Genomic DNA, 16,159 nt, shown 5'->3' with positions numbered 1-16,159 from the left:
GTTGCGCCGACCGTCCGACGCGCCGACGTTGCAAATCCTATGGTCCCAGCAAAGGACAAACAGGACATGATGCTCGGCACCCGGTCATGTTGACGTGGCCTTGACGCCCCGCGGCACCCGGTCGTTGTCAAGCGGCCGCCTGCTGCGGTGCCCGGGCGGCGGGCAGCGACAGCACCATGGTGAGCCCACCGCCGGGTGTGTCCTCGGGCACGAGGGTGCCGCCCATGGCCTCGGTGAGGCCGCGGGACAGGGCGAGCCCCAGGCCCAGCCCGGTGGTGTTGTCGGTGTCGCCCAGGCGCTGGAACGCCTCGAAGACCCGCTCGCGCGCGTCCGGCGGCAGCCCCGGCCCCCGGTCGGCGACGCGCAGCTCGACCCGGTCGGCGAGCGAGCTGGCGGTGACCAGTACGGGCTTCCCGGCGGGCGCGTACCGGACCGCGTTCGCGACCAGATTGGCCAGCACACGCTCCAGCAGCGGCGCGTCCGCCAGGACGTCGGGGGCCCGCTCCAGCTCCGGCGCGAGAACCGGCGCCCCGTCCTCCGGAAGGCTGTCGAGGGCGAGCGGCAGCACCTCGCACAGCGCCGTGGGCACCGGCCGGAGCGTGAGGGCGCCGGCCTGCAGGCGGCTCATGTCGAGGAGGTTGTCCACCAGGCGGCTGAGCCGGGCCATGGACTCGTCGGCCGTCGCGAGCAGTTCGTCGCGGTCCTCGGCGGAGAAGTCGACGTCGCTGCTGCGCAACGAGCTCACCGCCGCCCAGCCGCTGGCCAGGGGGGTGCGCAGGTCGTGGCTGACGGCGGCGAGCAGGGCGGTGCGCATGCGGTCGGCCGCCCTGACCGGCTCGATCTCGGCCGCGGCCTCGGCCAGCCGGGCGTGCTCGACCGCGGCGGTCAGATGGGCGGCGAACGCGGTGAGCACCCGGCGTTCCGAGGCGGCCAGACCGCGGCCGCGCAGCACCAGGCGGGCGTCCGCGCCGATCGGCACGGTGACCGCCGCCGGCCCCTCGCCCCCGACCGCCCCGTCGGCCCCGGTCAGCTCGGCGCTGTCCATCCCGAAGACCTCGCGGGTGCGCTCCAGCAGCAGTGGCACGGCCTGGTCGCCGCGCAGGACGTCGCCCGCGAGCGAGGACAGCGTCTCCGCCTCTGCCGTCGCGCGGGCCGCCCGGCGCGACAGCCGCAGCGAGCGGTCGACGACGGCCGCCACGGTCACGGCGACCGCGGCGAACACGACGGTGGCCAGCGCGTTGTCGGTGTCGTTGATCGTGAACCGGCCGACGGGCGGGATGAACCAGTAGTTGAGCAGCACCGAGGCCGTGACCGACGCGAGCAGCGCGGACACCACCCCGCCGAAGCAGGCGACGCCGACCACCGTGAGCAGGAAGAGCAGGGCCTCGCTGGTCAGGTTGAGGTGCCCGCGGGTGTTCGCCAGCAAGACGGTCAGCAGCGCGGGCAGCACGAGGCCGGCCACCGGCCCGGCGAGCCTGCGCGCCGGCGGCAGTCCACCGCCGGGCGCGGACGGCAGCAGACGCCCCAGGCCGGCCCGCTCGTGCGTGACCATGTGGACGTCGATGTCCCCGGAGTGCTCGACGGTGGTCTCGCCGACGCCCGGTCCGGTCACCATCCGGGCCAGCCGGCCGCGCCGGCTCACCCCGACGACCAGCTGGGTGGCGTTCTCGGCGCGGGCGAAGTCCAGCAGCGCGGTGGGCACGTGGTCGCCGACGACGGTGTGGTAGCTGCCGCCCAGGCTCTCCACGAGCTGCCGCTGCTGGGCGAGGGTGCCGGGCGGGACGTCGGTGAGCCCACTGCTGCGGACGACGTGCACCGCCAGGACGTCACGCGCCCGGCCCTCGCCGGGGGTGCGTCCGCCCGCCGCGCGGTCGGCGATCCGTACCGCCCGGCGGATGAGCGTCCCGCCCTCCGGGCCGCCCGTGAGCGCCACCACGACGCGCTCGCGGGTCTCCCAGACCCGGCCTATGCCGTGCTCGGTGCGGTACCGCTGCAGGGCCTCGTCGACCCGCCCGGCCACCCACAGCAGGGCAAGTTCCCGCAGCGCGGTGAGATTGCCGATCCGGAAGTGGTGGGCGAGCGCGGCGTCGATGCGGCCGGGTTCGCAGACGTTGCCGTGCGCCAGGCGGCGGCGCAGGCCCTCGGGCGGGATGTCCACGAGCTCGATCTGGTCGGCCCGGCGGACGATCGCGTCGGGCACGGTCTCCGGCTCCGGCACGCCGGTGATCTCCATCACCACGTCGTTCAGCGACTCCAGGTGCTGGATGTTGACCGCGGTCACCACGTCGATCCCGGCGGCCAGCAGCTCGGCGACGTCCTGCCACCGCTTGGTGTTCCGGCCGCCGGGCGCATTGCCGCGGGCGAGTTCGTCGACCAGCGCGACCGCGGGACGGCGGGCGAGCACGGCGGCGACGTCGAGTTCGGCGCGCTCCACGCCCTCGTGCGTGCTCCGCGTCGTGGGCACGGCCTCCAGGCCGTGCAGCATCTCCAGGGTGCGCGGGCGGCCGTGGCACTCCGCGAGGGCGACGACCACGTCCGTGCCGCGCGCGGCCCGCCGGCGGCCCTCGTCGAGCATCCGGTACGTCTTGCCGACCCCCGGAGCCGCGCCGAGGTACACCTTGAGCCGGCCGGGCACCCGGCCCGGCGGATCGCCCGCGACGACGCTGTGCGCCACCTGATGCGCCTCCTTGCGCGGAGTGTGCGGTACGGAGCACCGCCTCACTGGTAGCGAAGCGCTTCGCCGTCTTCGCCGCCCAGGCCGTTGGCGAAGCCATGACGCTGCGCGGAGCGCCCTTGACATCCCCTTGACGTCGGCTGAGCCGCCGCCCGCCGGCACCGGTCAGCGGAACTCGGCGAGGCGGGGGCGCAGTCCGAGCAGGACCAGGCCCGCCGCCGCGGCCACGCCGCCCGCGAGCCCCAGCGGCAGCGGGAGCGCGCCGCGGGCGCCGTCGGCGGAGGCGCGTTCGTAGGCGGACATGTTGATGGCGATGACGTCGCGCAGTGCCGTGTCGAGTTCGGCGAAGTCGTGGTTGGACTCACCGGGGGCGTACCCGGTGCAGTAGGCGACGGCCTCGGTGTGCCGGCCGGACCGGGCGAGGGTGCGAATGGTGCGGTCGTCGCGCTGGTAGGCCCGGTAGCGGTCGAGCACCCGGCCGGCGGCGGCGCGTTCGCCGGGGAAGGTGATGTTGCGGAACTCGTCGCCGAAAAAGCCCGTCGCCCCGTCGGCGACGCGGACGTCGTCGAGCCCGGTGGCGTACGTGCCGATCGTGGCGCCCGGCACCCGCAGCAGCCGCTGGCTCTTGCCGAGGAAGGCGGCCTCCTGAGCGCCCGCGTGGGCCCGGTCGAGCAGGTAGCGGGACTCGTCGGCGTTGGCGTCGTACGCGACGGCGCGGGCGCGGGTGAGGGCCAGGACGGAGTCGAACGCGTCCCGCCGGGCGACATCCAGGTCGTGCCGCTGGGTGCCGGTCCCCGCCGCGCCCACGACGGTCACCGCGAGCACGAGGAGCGTGGCCCCGGCGGCACCGGGGTTCACCACGCGGCGGAAACGTCCCGCGAGGTGGACCTGCAGCGCGACGAGAACGGCCAGCAGCGCAAGGCCCGTGCCGATGAGGGCGGCGCGCGCCCACGCCGCCCGCCCGAGGGCGTCCCGGTAGGTGTGCTCGAAGGCGCGGTCGTTCGCGGTCACCAGGGCGTCGGCCTCGGGCAGCAGGCGCGTGCGCATCAGGTGCGAGGCGTTGCGGTACTCCGCGGTGCGGCCGAGCGCGAGGGCACGGGCGGCCAGTTCCTCGTACGCCCCGAAGTCGGCGATGACACCGGCGACTTCGCGCTCGCCGGCCGGATCACCGGCGGCCGCCGCGGCGAGGTCGCGGAGGTAACCGGCGGCCTCGACGCGGCGCTGCTCGTAGACGCGGGCCGCGTCGGCGCGGGTCCGGGCGAGGGACGGGGCGTCGCCGGCCAGTAACTGGTTGGCGATCTGGGCGTCCATGTCGTTGAGGGCGAAGTACAGCCCGGTCGCGCTGGTCACACGCGGTGCGGAGTGGTCCCGGACGGCGTCCCAGGAGGCGTCGGCGGCGACCCCGCCCGTCACCAGGACGGCCGCGAGCGCGGCGCACGCGGTCAGCACGACCGCGCGGAGGCCGCGCAACCGCGCCGGTTCGGTGACCGGGCGACGGCGTCGCGGCCTCCGTGGCCGGTGCGCGGGGGCCCCCGGCGGGACGCGGTGGCGTCCTTCCGGGTCCGGTTCCGGCGCCCCCGCAGGCGCCTCCCGGCCTTCCGCAGCAATGACGGCGACCGCCATCGGGCTGCGCCCCCCTCCGCACACCGCGGAGCGGCCTCCGCAGGCCCCCCTCGCGAGCACCACTCTTCCCGCGATCGGGGCCCCGTCCTCGCGCCTTGTCGGTTTCCGTACGCCGCCCGCGACGCCCTTGACGCGTCCCTGACGCACGGGCCGCAGCGGACAGCGGGCCGGAGGTCAGCGGGCCAGCCGCTGGAGGGCGATGTTGAGCTCCAGGACGTTGACGGTCGGCCCGCCGAGGAAGCCCCACTCACGGCCGTCGGTGTGCTCCTTGACGAGCCGGGCGACCTCGGCGGTGGGCAGGCCGTTGGCCTTGGCGACCCGCGCGGTCTGGAGGGCCGCGTAGGCCGGGGAGATGTCCGGGTCGAGGCCGGATCCGGAGGCCTGGACCGCGTCGGCGGGGACCTCGGACTGCGGCACGTGGTTGAAGGCGGCGACCTCCTGCTTGCGCTCCTTCACCAGGTCGGTCAGCGTCTTGCTGGTGACCGCCAGGTTGGAGGCGCTGGTGTAGGTCGGGTCGTAGGGGCCCGCGCCCGTGCCCGCGTCGGCGGCCGAGGGACGCGGCTGGAACCACCGCGGGTCGGGCGCGAAATCCTTGCCGACGGTGAAGTTCTGGCCGATGAGCCTCGAACCGACGACCCTGCCGTCGGCCTTCACCTCCGAGCCGTTGGCCTGCCGTTGGAAGGCCGCTTGGCCCACGCCCCACACCGCTACGGGGTAGACGACGCCGGTCACGACGGTCAGCACCAGCAGCGCGCGCAGGGCGCTCCACAGCAGCCGGGCGGAGTTGCGTACGGGAGTGTTCATGGTCGTCAGCCGATCCCGGGGATCAGGGAGATGAGCAGGTCGAGGATCTTGATGCCGATGAACGGGGCGACCAGGCCGCCCAGGCCGTAGATCCCGAGGTTGCGGCGGAGCATCCGGTCCGCGCCGGTCGGCCGGTACTGCACACCGCGCAGGGCGAGCGGCACGAGGGCGATGATGATCAGCGCGTTGAAGACGACCGCGGACAGGATCGCGGACTGCGGCGAGGACAGCTGCATGACGTTGAGCTTGTCCAGGCCCGGGTAGGCGATCGCGAACATCGCGGGGATGATCGCGAAGTACTTCGCCACGTCGTTGGCGATGGAGAAGGTCGTCAGCGCGCCCCGGGTGATCAGCAACTGCTTGCCGATCTCCACGATCTCGATCAGCTTGGTCGGGTTGGAGTCCAGGTCCACCATGTTCCCGGCTTCCTTGGCGGCCGAGGTACCGGTGTTCATGGCCACGCCGACATCGGCCTGCGCCAGCGCCGGGGCGTCGTTGGTGCCGTCACCGGTCATCGCGACGAGCTTGCCGCCCGCCTGCTCCCGCTTGATCAGCGCCATCTTGTCCTCGGGCGTCGCCTCCGCCAGGAAGTCGTCGACACCCGCCTCATCGGCGATCGCCTTCGCGGTCAACGGGTTGTCACCCGTGATCATCACCGTGCGGATACCCATCCGCCGCAACTCGCCGAACCGCTCCCGCATGCCCTCCTTCACCACGTCCTTCAGGTGGATCACACCCAGGACCCGGGCCTGGTCGCGGTCCTTGACCGCGACCAGCAGCGGTGTGCCTCCGGCGGCGGAGATGGAGTCCACGACCCGCTGGGCGTCGGCCGCGACATTGCCGCCGTTCTCGGCGACCCACGCGGTGACCGCGGACGCGGCGCCCTTGCGGACCTGCCGGTCCTCCAGGTCGACGCCGGACATGCGGGTCTGGGCGGTGAAGGGCACGAACCCGGCGTGACCGAGCTCGCCCTCGCTCCGGGCCCGCAGGCCGTACTTCTCCTTCGCCAGCACGACGACGGACCGGCCCTCGGGCGTCTCGTCGGCCAGCGACGACAGCTGCGCCGCGTCCGCCAGTTCGGCCTCGTCCGCCCCCGCCACGGGGACGAACTCCGAGGCCTGGCGGTTGCCGAGGGTGATGGTGCCGGTCTTGTCCAGCAGCAGGGTGGAGACGTCACCCGCGGCCTCGACGGCACGACCGGACATGGCCAGCACATTGCGCTGCACCAGGCGGTCCATGCCCGCGATGCCGATCGCCGACAGCAGCGCGCCGATCGTCGTCGGGATGAGGCAGACCAGCAGCGCGACCAGGACGATCATCGACTGTTCGGCGCCTGCGTAGATCGCGAACGGCTGCAGGGTGACGACCGCCAGCAGGAAGACGATCGTCAGCGACGCCAGCAGGATGTTGAGCGCGATCTCGTTGGGCGTCTTCTGCCGGGCGGCGCCCTCGACCAGGGCGATCATCCGGTCGATGAAGGTCTCCCCCGGCTTGGTGGTGATCCGTACCTCGATGCGGTCCGACAGCACCTTGGTGCCGCCGGTGACCGCCGAGCGGTCACCGCCGGACTCCCGGATGACCGGGGCCGACTCACCGGTGATCGCCGACTCGTCCACCGAGGCCACACCCGCCACGACGTCACCGTCGCCCGGGATGACGTCACCGGCCTCGCAGACCACCAGGTCGCCGATCCTCAAGGACGCACCCGGGACGCGCTCCTCCTTGCCTTCGGTCAGCCGGCGGGCGACCGTGTCGGTCTTGGCCTTGCGCAGGGTGTCGGCCTGGGCCTTGCCACGGCCCTCGGCTACGGCCTCCGCCAGGTTGGCGAAGATCACGGTCAGCCACAGCCAGACAGTGATCGCCCAGCCGAATCCGTCGGCCGGGGACAGCGCCGCCAGCACGGTGGTGAGCACCGAGCCGACCAGGACGACGAACATCACGGGCGACTTGATCATCACCCGGGGGTCGAGCTTGCGCAGCGCGTCCGGCAGCGACCTCAGCAACTGCGCCGGGTCGAACAGGCCGCCCGAGACGCGGCCGCCCTGGCCCGTGTCGGGGGCGTGCGGCGCCGTCCCTCCCTTGGACGCGCGCGCGGACGATTCGGTCGGCATGGGTTCCTCTGCGGGAGTGGGGTGGTCCGCGCGGCTCATGACAGTCCCTCCGCCAGCGGGCCGAGGGCCAGCGCCGGGAAGTAGGTCAGACCCGTGATGATCAGGATCGCGCCGACGAGCAGGCCCGCGAAGAGCGGCTTCTCGGTGCGCAGGGTGCCGGCGGTGGCCGGGACCGGTTTCTGCCGGGCGAGCGAGCCCGCCAGGGCCAGCACGAAGACCATCGGCACGAACCGGCCGAGGACCATCGCGAGGCCGAGCGTGGTGTTGTACCACTGCGTGTCGGCGCTCAGGCCCGCGAAGGCCGAGCCGTTGTTGTTGCCGGCCGAGGTGTAGGCGTAGAGCACCTCGGAGAAGCCGTGCGGGCCGCTGTTCAGCATGGAGTGCGGCGGGGTCGGCAGCGCCATGGCCAGGGCCGTGAAGCACAGCACGACCGCCGGGGTGACGAGGATGTAGAGCGCGGCGAGCTTGACCTCCCGCGTGCCGATCTTCTTGCCCAGGTACTCCGGCGTGCGGCCGACCATCAGGCCCGCGATGAACACCGCGATGACCGCCATGATCAGGATGCCGTAGAGGCCGGAGCCGGTACCGCCGGGGGCGATCTCGCCGAGCATCATCGACAGCAGGGTGATGCCGCCGCCGAGCCCGGTGAAGGAGGAGTGGGCGGAGTCCACCGCGCCGGTCGAGGTCAGTGTCGTGCTCACCGCGAAGAGCGACGAGGCGCCGACGCCGAAGCGCTGCTCCTTGCCCTCCATCGCGGCGCCCGCGACCTGGTTCGCCGAGCCGGGGTGGGCGAACTCCACCCAGCTCATCAGGGCGACGAAGCCGACCCAGATGACGCCCATGGCGGCGAGGATCGCGTAGCCCTGCTTCACGCTGCCGACCATCCTGCCGAAGGTCCGGGTGAGCGAGAACGGGATCAGCAGGATCAGGAAGATCTCGAAGAGGTTGGTGAACGCGCCCGGGTTCTCGAAGGGGTGGGCCGAGTTGACGTTGTAGAAGCCGCCGCCGTTCGTGCCCAGCTCCTTGATGGCCTCCTGGGACGCGACCGGGCCGCCGGTCAGGGTCTGGTGGCCGCCTGCCAGCGTGGTGACCTCGTGCCAGCCGGCGAAGTTCTGCACCGCGCCGCAGGCGATCAGCACGATCGCGGCGACGAAGGCGATCGGCAGCAGGATGCGCACGGTGCCGCGGACCATGTCGGTCCAGAAGTTGCCGAGGTCGCCGGTGCGGGACCGGGCGAAGCCGCGGACCAGCGCCATGGCCACGGCCATGCCGACCGCCGCCGAGACGAAGTTCTGCACCGCCAGGCCGCCGGCCTGGACGGCGTGCCCCATGGTGTTCTCACCCATGTACGACTGCCAGTTCGTGTTGGTCACGAACGAGGTCGCGGTGTTGAACGCCTGGTCAGGGGTGATCGCGGCGAACCCGAGGGACAGCGGCAGATGGCTTTGGACCCGCAGGAACAGGTAGAGGAACAGCACGCCGACGAAGGAGAAGGCCAGGACCGCCCGCAGATAGGACGGCCAGCGCATCTCGGAGTCGGGATCGGCGCCGAAGCAGCGGTATATGACGCGCTCGACCCGCAGGTGCTTGTCGGAGCTGTAGACGGCGGCCATGTAGTCGCCGAAGGGGCGGTACACCAGGGCCAGCGCCGCCACGAGGGCCGCGACCTGGAGCAGTTGCGCGAGTGCGGGGCTCATGTCCGGGCCTCAGAACCTCTCGGGGAGGACCAGGGCGAGGACGAGGTAGCCCAGCAGAGCGACGGCCACGACGAGGCCGACGATGTTCTCGGCACTCACAGCTTCGACACCGCCTTGGCGACGAAGGCCACCAGTGCGAAGACCGCGACCGTGACGGCCACGAAGACGAGATCGGCCATCGTGCGCTCCTGGATCAGGGGATCGGACATTGACCAGGACAGCAAACATCCGATCCCCCGGCTGTCCCGGAGCGTTGACGCCTTCCTGACGGGCCTTGACACCGCATTGACGGGCTCTTGATGACAGCCCGTTTGACCTGCGGAAACGTCGATGGGCCGACCCGCGGAAGCGGGTCGGCCCATCGGTTCGGCCGTACGGCGGCGCTAGTGCACCTCGGTGATCTCCGGTCCGCGGCGCATCGGGTCGATGCCGTCGGAGAAGCGACCGCCGTCCTGGTCCTGGGCGATGCCCTCGGGGACCATCTGGGCGTCGTTCGGCAGCTTCAGCACGATCGGGTCGCGCGGTGCCATCGGGGTGTCGCCGCGCAGGACGACGGTGTCGCGGAAGATCTGCTCCAGCAGGCCCGCGGTCTCCGGCTGCACGGCGCCCTGGCCGGAGATGACGCCGCGCAGGAACCAGCGCGGTCCGTCGCAGCCGACGAAGCGCACCACCTGCACGCCGTTGTTCCCGTTGGGCAGCTGGACCGGCACCTGGGCACGCAGCTCCCAGCCGAGCGGACCCTCGACCTCGTCGACGATGCCGCCCTGCTTGGTGATCCCGGACGCGATCTCGTCACGGACCTCGCCCCAGATGCCCTCGGACTTCGGCGCCGCGAAGCCCTGCAGCTGGATGGCGCTGTCCCGCAGCACCACGGTCGCGGCGACGATGGACTCTCCGGCCACCTCGACCCGCAGCTCCATGCCCTGGACGCCGGGCACGTACAGGCCACCGAGGTCCACCCGGCCCTCGCCGGGCGTGCCGACCTCGCTCACGTCCCACGGACCGTCCGGCCTCGGGGCGGGCGGAAGGTTGTACCGACGGGACTCCATGGAGTCGTCCGACTCCTCGGCGTCTTCGGCCAGCTCGTCAGGGCTCTCGGCCTCGAGCTCGTCGAGGGCGTCTTCGCGCTCCTTGCGACGACGACGGAACACGTCACTGTCCTTCCCGGTCAGCGATGACCGATGCGTATCCATGGCCGGACGGACCGACCGGAGGGCCGTCCACCGCGGCATGACCCCCCGTGGAGCCGAAGCCCCCCGTCGCCCGCGCCGAATCGGGCAGTTCCGCCACCTCGTGGAAGCGGACCCGCTCGACCTGCTGGACGACCAATTGCGCGATCCGGTCCCCCGGGGCGAACCGCACGCTCTCGCGCGGGTCCAGGTTGACCACGATCACCTTGATCTCCCCACGGTACCCGGCATCAACCGTTCCTGGGGCATTCACGAGCGCCACTCCGCACCTCGCGGCGAGCCCGGAGCGCGGATGCACGAAGGCCGCGTACCCCTCCGGCAGCGCGATGGAAACGCCTGTCGGCAGCACCGCCCGCTCGCCGGGGGCCAGCTCCGCCGCCCGGGTGGTGACGAGGTCCGCGCCGGCGTCGCCGGGGTGCCCGTACGAGGGAATCGGGACGTCCGCGTCGAGCCGCCGGATCAGCACGTCCACCGGCGGCCGGCTCACGGGCCCACCTCGAGGGCGCGGGCGGCCTTGACCTGGTCGGGGTCCTCCATGACGGCCCGGATCTCCTGCGCGCGACCGTGGTCGGTGAAGTGCTCCAGCTTGACCTCGACGAACAGCGCGTCCGCGCGCACCGCGACCGGGCCGTCGGGGCCGCCGATCCGGCCGGTGGCGGTGCAGTAGATCTTGCGCCCGGCGACCGCCGTGCAGCGCGCGTCCAGGTGGAGGGTGGAGCCGACCGGGACCGGCCGGACGTACTCGGTCTCCAGGCGCCCGGTGACCGCGATGGTGCGCAGGAGCCAGTTGAGGGAGCCGAGCGTCTCGTCCAGCGCGGTCGCCAGCACTCCGCCGTGCGCGAGGCCGGGAGCGCCCTGGTGGGCCGGTTGTACGGTGAACTCGGCGGTGACGCCGACGCCCTCTGCGGCCCGTGCCTCCAGGTGCAGGCCGTGGGGCTGGGCCCCGCCGCAGCCGAAGCAGTGCTCGTAGTGCGCGCCCAGCGGTTCGCCGGGCGCGGGCGCGTCGGGGTGCCGCACCGGCGGCGACGCGTCCTTCGGCGGTGTCAGGCCCGGGCGGGCCGGGACGTCGGGTGTGGCTCCGTTCACGCGGGAGACCCTACCCTCCTGCGGGATCCTTTCCCGCCGCCCGCCCGTTCTCCTTCCGGCCACGCGGCACGTGTCCCCCATCCCTTGGAGCACCCCATGACCCCCAGGTCCGTCGTCGTCACCGGAGCCGGATGCGGGATCGGCCTGGCGATCACCCTCGAACTGGCCCACGCCGGCTACGACGTCATCGGCACGGTGCGCACCGAGGAGAAGGCCGAGGCCCTGCGCGAGGCGGTGACCAGGACCGGTGCGTCGGTGCGCACGGTGCTGCTGGACGTCGCGGACGCCACGTCGTCCGTACGGGCGTTCACGGAGATCGCCACGGTGACCGACGGGGGTCCCTGGGCGGTGGTCAACAACGCCGGCATCGCGCAGCCCGGCGCGATCGAGGACGTCGACGATGAACAGGTGCGCCAGCAGCTGGAGATCAATCTGGTGGCACCGGCGCGCATCGCCCGGCTCGTGCTGCCGACCATGCGCGCCCGGCGCGCGGGGCGCATCGTCAACATCTCCTCGATCTCCGGCCGGGTCTCGATGCCGCTGCTCGGCTGGTACTGCGCGAGCAAGCAGGGCCTGGAGGCGATCACGGACGCGCTGCGCATGGAGGCGGCGCCGTTCGGGGTGAAGGTGGTGCTGGTCGAGCCCGGGTCCTTCGGCACCGACATCTGGGAGCGCGGTGCCTCCCGGCTGCCGCAGGGCACCACGTCGCCGTACCGCGACCGGTACGAGGCCGCGGACGACCTCCTCAAGCGCGAACTGCCCGGCCCGCGCCCGGTGGCCCGAACGGTCCTCAGGGCGCTGTCGGCGCCCCGGCCGCTCCCCCGGTACCTGGTGGGCAACGACGCCCGCTCCTCGGCCGTCCTGGACGCCGCGCTGCCCACCGCGGCCACCGACTGGGCCAAGCAGGTCGCCATCGGCCTGCGCACCGCGCCGCGCGCCGCGCAGGCCCTGTCGCGCCTGCGGTCCCGCGGCGGGCGCTGACAGGGCGGCATGACAAGCTGGGTCTCATGACCGGCATGACCTATGAGGAGCGGCTGACCGCGCCGCGTTCGTGGTGGCTGCTCGCCTTCGGCGCGGGTGTGTCACTGGCGCTGATCCTGCTGCCCTTCGGGGCGCTGCCGCTGCTGGGCGGCCTCGTCGGGGGCACGGCCGCCGGAGCGGTCGCGGTGAGCTCGTACGGCTCGGCGCGGCTGCGGGTGGTGGCCGGGTCGCTGGTCGCCGGCGACGCGCGGATCCCGGTGGGGGCGCTCGGCGAGGCGATCGTGCTGGACCACGAGGAGGCGCTGGCCTGGCGCTCGTACAAGGCCGATCCGCGCGCGTTCATGCTGCTGCGGTCGTACGTGCCGACCGCGCTGAAGGTCGAGGTCACCGACCCCGCGGATCCGACGCCCTACCTGTACCTCTCCACGCGGGCCCCCGAGCGGCTGGCCGCCGCGTTGCGGGACGTGCGGACCGCCTGAGGCGTCCGCACCGGCGGCCTCAGTCGTCGGCGTCCGCGGACTTCCCCGGCAGTTCCCGGGGCCCGCCGGGTCCCAGGGCGGGCGGCGGCTCCTCGGCGGAGAGCAGCCCCCAGGGCACCTGCCGCTCGCGCAGGTCCTTGCGGATCTGCTCCGCGAGTTTCCTGGTGTCGCGCCGGTTCATCACGGCGCCGACGGCCGCGCCGACCATGAACGGCGTCAGCGTCGGCAGATTGCGCATGGTGCGCTTCATGAGCTGCTGGCGCAGCTCGCGCTTCATCCGGCCGCCGAGCGCCACGTTCAGCGTGGACGGCTTGGAGAAGTCGATGCCGCGTCGCTCGGTCCACTCGGCGATGTACATCATCGCGCGCTGCCGCAGCGTGCCCGGGGCACGGAGCCCGTAGACCTCGTGCAGCTCGGCGATGAGCTTGTACTCGATCAGGGCGACCCCGATCGTCTCGCTCGCCAGCTCGGCGGGCATGGCGGGCGGGGTGGGCAGCATCGCGGCGGCGCCGATGCCGGCGCCCACCGTCGCGGTGCCCTTCGTGGCGGCGCTCACGAGCTTGTCCGCCAGCTCCTCGGGCCCCAGCCCGGGGAACTGCCGGCGGAGCGTCTCCAGGTCCCGTACGGGTATCCGAGGGGCCGTCTCGATGAAACCCTCGGCGAGGGTCGACAGTGCCGCCCTGGCGCGGGCACGCCCGCGGGCGGCACGGCTCGGAGGTCCGGGCAGGGCGTCGTCGACCGCCGGTTCCTCCGATGCGCCCGCGAGCGAGGCCCCGCGGCCTCGCTCGTCGTCGCTGTCCACGATCCCGGTGTCCCGTCAGGCCGCGCAGTCGCGGCAGATCGGGTTGCCGTTCTTCTCCGAGGCCAGCTGGCTGCGGTGGTGCACAAGGAAGCAGCTCATGCAGGTGAACTCGTCGGCCTGCCGGGGCAGGACCCGGACCGAGAGTTCCTCGTTGGAAAGGTCGGCGCCCGGCAGTTCGAGGCCCTCGGCCTGGTCGAACTCGTCGACGTCCACGGTGGACGTGGACTTGTCGTTCCGGCGAGCCTTCAGTTCCTCGATGCTGTCTTCGTTGACATCGTCGTCGGTCTTGCGTGGTGTGTCGTAATCAGTAGCCATGTATCGCTCTCCCCCTCTGGGTGTCTGCGGTGTCTCCAGCGCACGTAACGCATGGGAGGCCGGTCTTGTGCCCGGCCCGAAGCGGAGATTTTGCCTTACATCAAGTGCCGTTACTCAATCGACACCCAACCGCACCCCCGAAGAGGTGATCGGATCCACTGCCGGTCATGACCGGAAAGGGCCGGGTTGTCGCACCTTGCTCACGCCTCCACGTGTACTTCCCGTGATCATGACCTGCGGAAACATGGATTTTTCCGCTCTTTTCCCGGACCGACGACCACGGAGCGTACCTGCGGCCGGAATCGTATGTGTAATCGCTCACAGGATGCCGCCGCGGGGATCAGACCGCAAAATTCAGCGCAAAGCGAACACGGGCCCGGGGGTGTCGCGGAACGGTTAGCGGGCGCCTCAGACGGGGATCGCGACCCGCATGACCAGGCCACCTCCCTCACGGGGCACCGCGGAGATGGTGCCCCCATGGGCCCGCGCCACCGATCGCGCGATCGACAGGCCGAGTCCCACGCCCTTGTCGCTCCCGGTCCGCTCGGTGCGCAGCCGCCGGAACGGCTCGAAGAGGTTGTCGATCTCGTAGGCCGGAACCACCGGGCCGGTGTTGGTGACCGTCAGGACCGCGAGACCCGGTTCCAGGCCCGTGGTGGCCTCGACCCAGCCGTTCTCGGGGACGTTGTAGCGGACGGCGTTCTGAACGAGGTTGAGCGCGATCCGCTCCAGCAGGACGCCGTTGCCCTGGACCACCGCCTCGTGCAGATCGCTGCGGAGCGCCACGCCCTTGGCGTCGGCCTCGCTGCGGGTCTGCTCCAGGGCCTGCGAGGCCGCCTCGGCGACGTCCACGGGCTTGCGGTCCACGATCTCGTTGTCGCTGCGCGCGAGCAGCAGAAGGCCCTCCACGAGCTGCTCGCTGCGGGTGTTGGTGGCCAGCAGGGTCTTCCCGAGCTGCTGCACCTCCGGGCCGGCCGCGGTGTCGGACAGCTGGACCTCCAGCAGGGTCCGGTTGATCGCCAGCGGGGTCCGCAGCTCATGGGAGGCGTTGGAGACGAAACGGCGCTGCGCGTCGAAGGACCGCTCCAGCCGCTCCAGCATCTCGTCGAAGGTGTCCGCGAGCTCCTTGAGCTCGTCGTCAGGCCCGTCCAAGTGGATGCGGCGCTTGAGGTCGGAGGAGACCACGGCCTGCGCGGTACGGGTGATCCTGCCCAGCGGGTACAGCACGCGGCCCGCCAGCAGGTAGCCGAAGGCGAAGGCCAGCACGGCGAGACCCACCAGCGCGAACAGCGACCGCCGCAGCAGGGTGTCGAGCGCGACCTCTCGCCGGTCCTGCATACAGGCGTTGATGGCGTCGGTGAACTCGTCGGTCGTCCCCGAGCTCGGCAGCTGGCAGCTGGGCGTCGTGGTGGCCACGTGGCCGCTCAGCAGCCGGAAGGGCAGCTCGTTGCCGTCGTGCAGGGCCTGTGCGGCCAGCAGGTAGATGATCCACAGCAGGACGACGCCCGCGATCAGGAACATGCCGCCGTAGAGCAGGGTGAGCCGTATCCGGATCGTGGGACGGAACAGCGGGCCGCGGCCGGCCGGCGACGCCGGCTCCCAGGTGGGCTTCGGCGGGACGCGCGGCGGGGTCGTCGGGGAGGAGGACGATGACGACGCCGAGGAGGAGGAGGAGGAGGTTGCCACGGCGCATCAGATCCGGTAGCCGGAGCCGGGCACGGTGACGATCACGGCGGGCTCGCCGAGCTTGCGGCGCAGCGTCATGACCGTGACCCGGACCACATTGGTGAAGGGGTCGGTGTTCTCGTCCCAGGCCTTCTCCAGCAGCTGCTCCGCGGACACCACGGACCCCTCGCTGCGCAGCAGTACCTCCAGCACCGCGAACTCCTTGGGCGCCAGATGCACCTGCCGCCCTTCGCGGACGACCTCGCGGCGGTTGGGGTCGAGACGGATGCCCGCGCGCTCCAGCACCGGCGGCAGGGGGGCCGTCGTCCGCCGGCCGAGCGCGCGCACGCGGGCGATCAGCTCGGTGAAGGCGAAGGGCTTGGGCAGGTAGTCGTCGGCGCCGAGCTCCAGGCCCTCGACGCGGTCGCTCACGTCGCCGGCGGCGGTGAGCATCAGGACCCGGGTGGGCAGGCCGAGCTCGACGACCTTGCGGCAGACGTCGTCCCCGTGGACCACGGGCAGGTCCCGGTCGAGGACGACGACGTCGTAGTCGTTCACCCCGATCCGCTCCAGAGCGGCACCGCCGTCATAGACGACGTCCACGGCCATGGCCTCGCGGCGCAGTCCCGTGGCCACCGCATCGGCGAGCAGCTGTTCGTCCTCGACGACCAGTACGCGCAAGGCGCCCTTCCTTCCGTGATCACTTCTCAACGGCCTGTGCGCAGGCCGAAT

15 protein-coding genes are annotated in these 16,159 nt (G+C 72.3%); 2 read left to right on the top strand and 13 right to left on the bottom strand.

The genetic code is table 11. From position 1 onward, the window contains the following. Window positions 1–127 precede the first annotated feature (127 nt). The 9 genes from ACFYXS_RS10720 to ACFYXS_RS10680 form a co-directional block, all read right to left on the bottom strand. Window positions 128–2,674, bottom strand: coding sequence for an ATP-binding protein (locus tag ACFYXS_RS10720; protein WP_389246149.1), 2,547 nt, complete (start codon window positions 2,672–2,674; stop codon window positions 128–130). A 165-nt stretch (window positions 2,675–2,839) separates the two neighbouring features. Beyond that, complete coding sequence (locus tag ACFYXS_RS10715; RefSeq protein WP_389246147.1) at window positions 2,840–4,144, bottom strand: hypothetical protein; 1,305 nt, start codon at window positions 4,142–4,144, stop codon at window positions 2,840–2,842. A 327-nt stretch (window positions 4,145–4,471) separates the two neighbouring features. Then, window positions 4,472–5,101 carry a potassium-transporting ATPase subunit KdpC gene (gene kdpC / locus ACFYXS_RS10710; protein ID WP_389246145.1) on the bottom strand — a complete coding sequence of 210 codons (630 nt, stop codon included), beginning with the start codon at window positions 5,099–5,101 and terminating at the stop codon, window positions 4,472–4,474. A 5-nt stretch (window positions 5,102–5,106) separates the two neighbouring features. Beyond that, window positions 5,107–7,212 carry a potassium-transporting ATPase subunit KdpB gene (kdpB, locus tag ACFYXS_RS10705; protein ID WP_389246143.1) on the bottom strand — a complete coding sequence of 702 codons (2,106 nt, stop codon included), beginning with the start codon at window positions 7,210–7,212 and terminating at the stop codon, window positions 5,107–5,109. Between the two features lie 35 nt (window positions 7,213–7,247). Beyond that, the gene (kdpA, locus tag ACFYXS_RS10700; protein ID WP_389246141.1) at window positions 7,248–8,909 is read right to left on the bottom strand and encodes a potassium-transporting ATPase subunit KdpA; all 1,662 of its coding nucleotides are present in this window, start codon (window positions 8,907–8,909) and stop codon (window positions 7,248–7,250) included. A gap of 9 nt (window positions 8,910–8,918) precedes the next feature. Further along, window positions 8,919–9,008 (bottom strand): K(+)-transporting ATPase subunit F, encoded by a 90-nt coding sequence (gene kdpF, locus ACFYXS_RS10695; protein WP_384287259.1) that lies wholly within the window; start codon window positions 9,006–9,008, stop codon window positions 8,919–8,921. A 284-nt stretch (window positions 9,009–9,292) separates the two neighbouring features. Further along, a complete protein-coding gene (locus tag ACFYXS_RS10690; RefSeq protein WP_389246138.1) occupies window positions 9,293–10,060 on the bottom strand; it encodes a DUF3710 domain-containing protein in 768 nt (255 codons plus the stop codon). 1 nt (window position 10,061) lies between these two features. Then, the gene (gene dut / locus ACFYXS_RS10685; protein ID WP_389246136.1) at window positions 10,062–10,586 is read right to left on the bottom strand and encodes a dUTP diphosphatase; all 525 of its coding nucleotides are present in this window, start codon (window positions 10,584–10,586) and stop codon (window positions 10,062–10,064) included. After that, a complete protein-coding gene (locus ACFYXS_RS10680) occupies window positions 10,583–11,185 on the bottom strand; it encodes a PaaI family thioesterase (RefSeq protein WP_389246134.1) in 603 nt (200 codons plus the stop codon). Before ACFYXS_RS10680 ends, dut begins: the two co-directional genes overlap by 4 nt. A gap of 96 nt (window positions 11,186–11,281) precedes the next feature. Here ACFYXS_RS10680 and ACFYXS_RS10675 point away from each other — a divergent pair, with 96 nt between their 5' ends. Both ACFYXS_RS10675 and ACFYXS_RS10670 read left to right on the top strand, forming a co-directional pair. Continuing rightward, complete coding sequence (locus tag ACFYXS_RS10675; RefSeq protein ID WP_389246131.1) at window positions 11,282–12,166, top strand: SDR family oxidoreductase; 885 nt, start codon at window positions 11,282–11,284, stop codon at window positions 12,164–12,166. A gap of 26 nt (window positions 12,167–12,192) precedes the next feature. Next, window positions 12,193–12,645: a DUF3093 domain-containing protein gene (locus ACFYXS_RS10670; RefSeq protein ID WP_389246129.1), complete on the top strand. Its 453-nt coding sequence runs from the start codon at window positions 12,193–12,195 to the stop codon at window positions 12,643–12,645. A gap of 19 nt (window positions 12,646–12,664) precedes the next feature. Here ACFYXS_RS10670 and ACFYXS_RS10665 read toward each other — a convergent pair whose 3' ends face one another. From ACFYXS_RS10665 to ACFYXS_RS10650, 4 genes are all read right to left on the bottom strand, one after another. Next, on the bottom strand, window positions 12,665–13,447 hold the full coding sequence (locus ACFYXS_RS10665; RefSeq protein ID WP_389246127.1) for a hypothetical protein: 783 nt from the start codon (window positions 13,445–13,447) through the stop codon (window positions 12,665–12,667). A 15-nt stretch (window positions 13,448–13,462) separates the two neighbouring features. Then, entirely contained in the window at window positions 13,463–13,762 is a 300-nt protein-coding gene (locus ACFYXS_RS10660) for a DUF4193 domain-containing protein (RefSeq protein WP_384287228.1), read from the bottom strand. A 408-nt stretch (window positions 13,763–14,170) separates the two neighbouring features. Next, the gene (locus ACFYXS_RS10655) at window positions 14,171–15,448 is read right to left on the bottom strand and encodes a sensor histidine kinase (RefSeq protein ID WP_389246125.1); all 1,278 of its coding nucleotides are present in this window, start codon (window positions 15,446–15,448) and stop codon (window positions 14,171–14,173) included. 6 nt (window positions 15,449–15,454) lie between these two features. Further along, window positions 15,455–16,108 (bottom strand): response regulator transcription factor, encoded by a 654-nt coding sequence (locus ACFYXS_RS10650; RefSeq protein ID WP_319659103.1) that lies wholly within the window; start codon window positions 16,106–16,108, stop codon window positions 15,455–15,457. Window positions 16,109–16,159 lie beyond the last annotated feature (51 nt).

It is taken from the genome of Streptomyces sp. NPDC002574, assembly GCF_042889545.1.
GTDB lineage: Bacteria > Actinomycetota > Actinomycetes > Streptomycetales > Streptomycetaceae > Actinacidiphila.
This window is presented reverse-complemented; position numbering and strand designations above follow the sequence as displayed.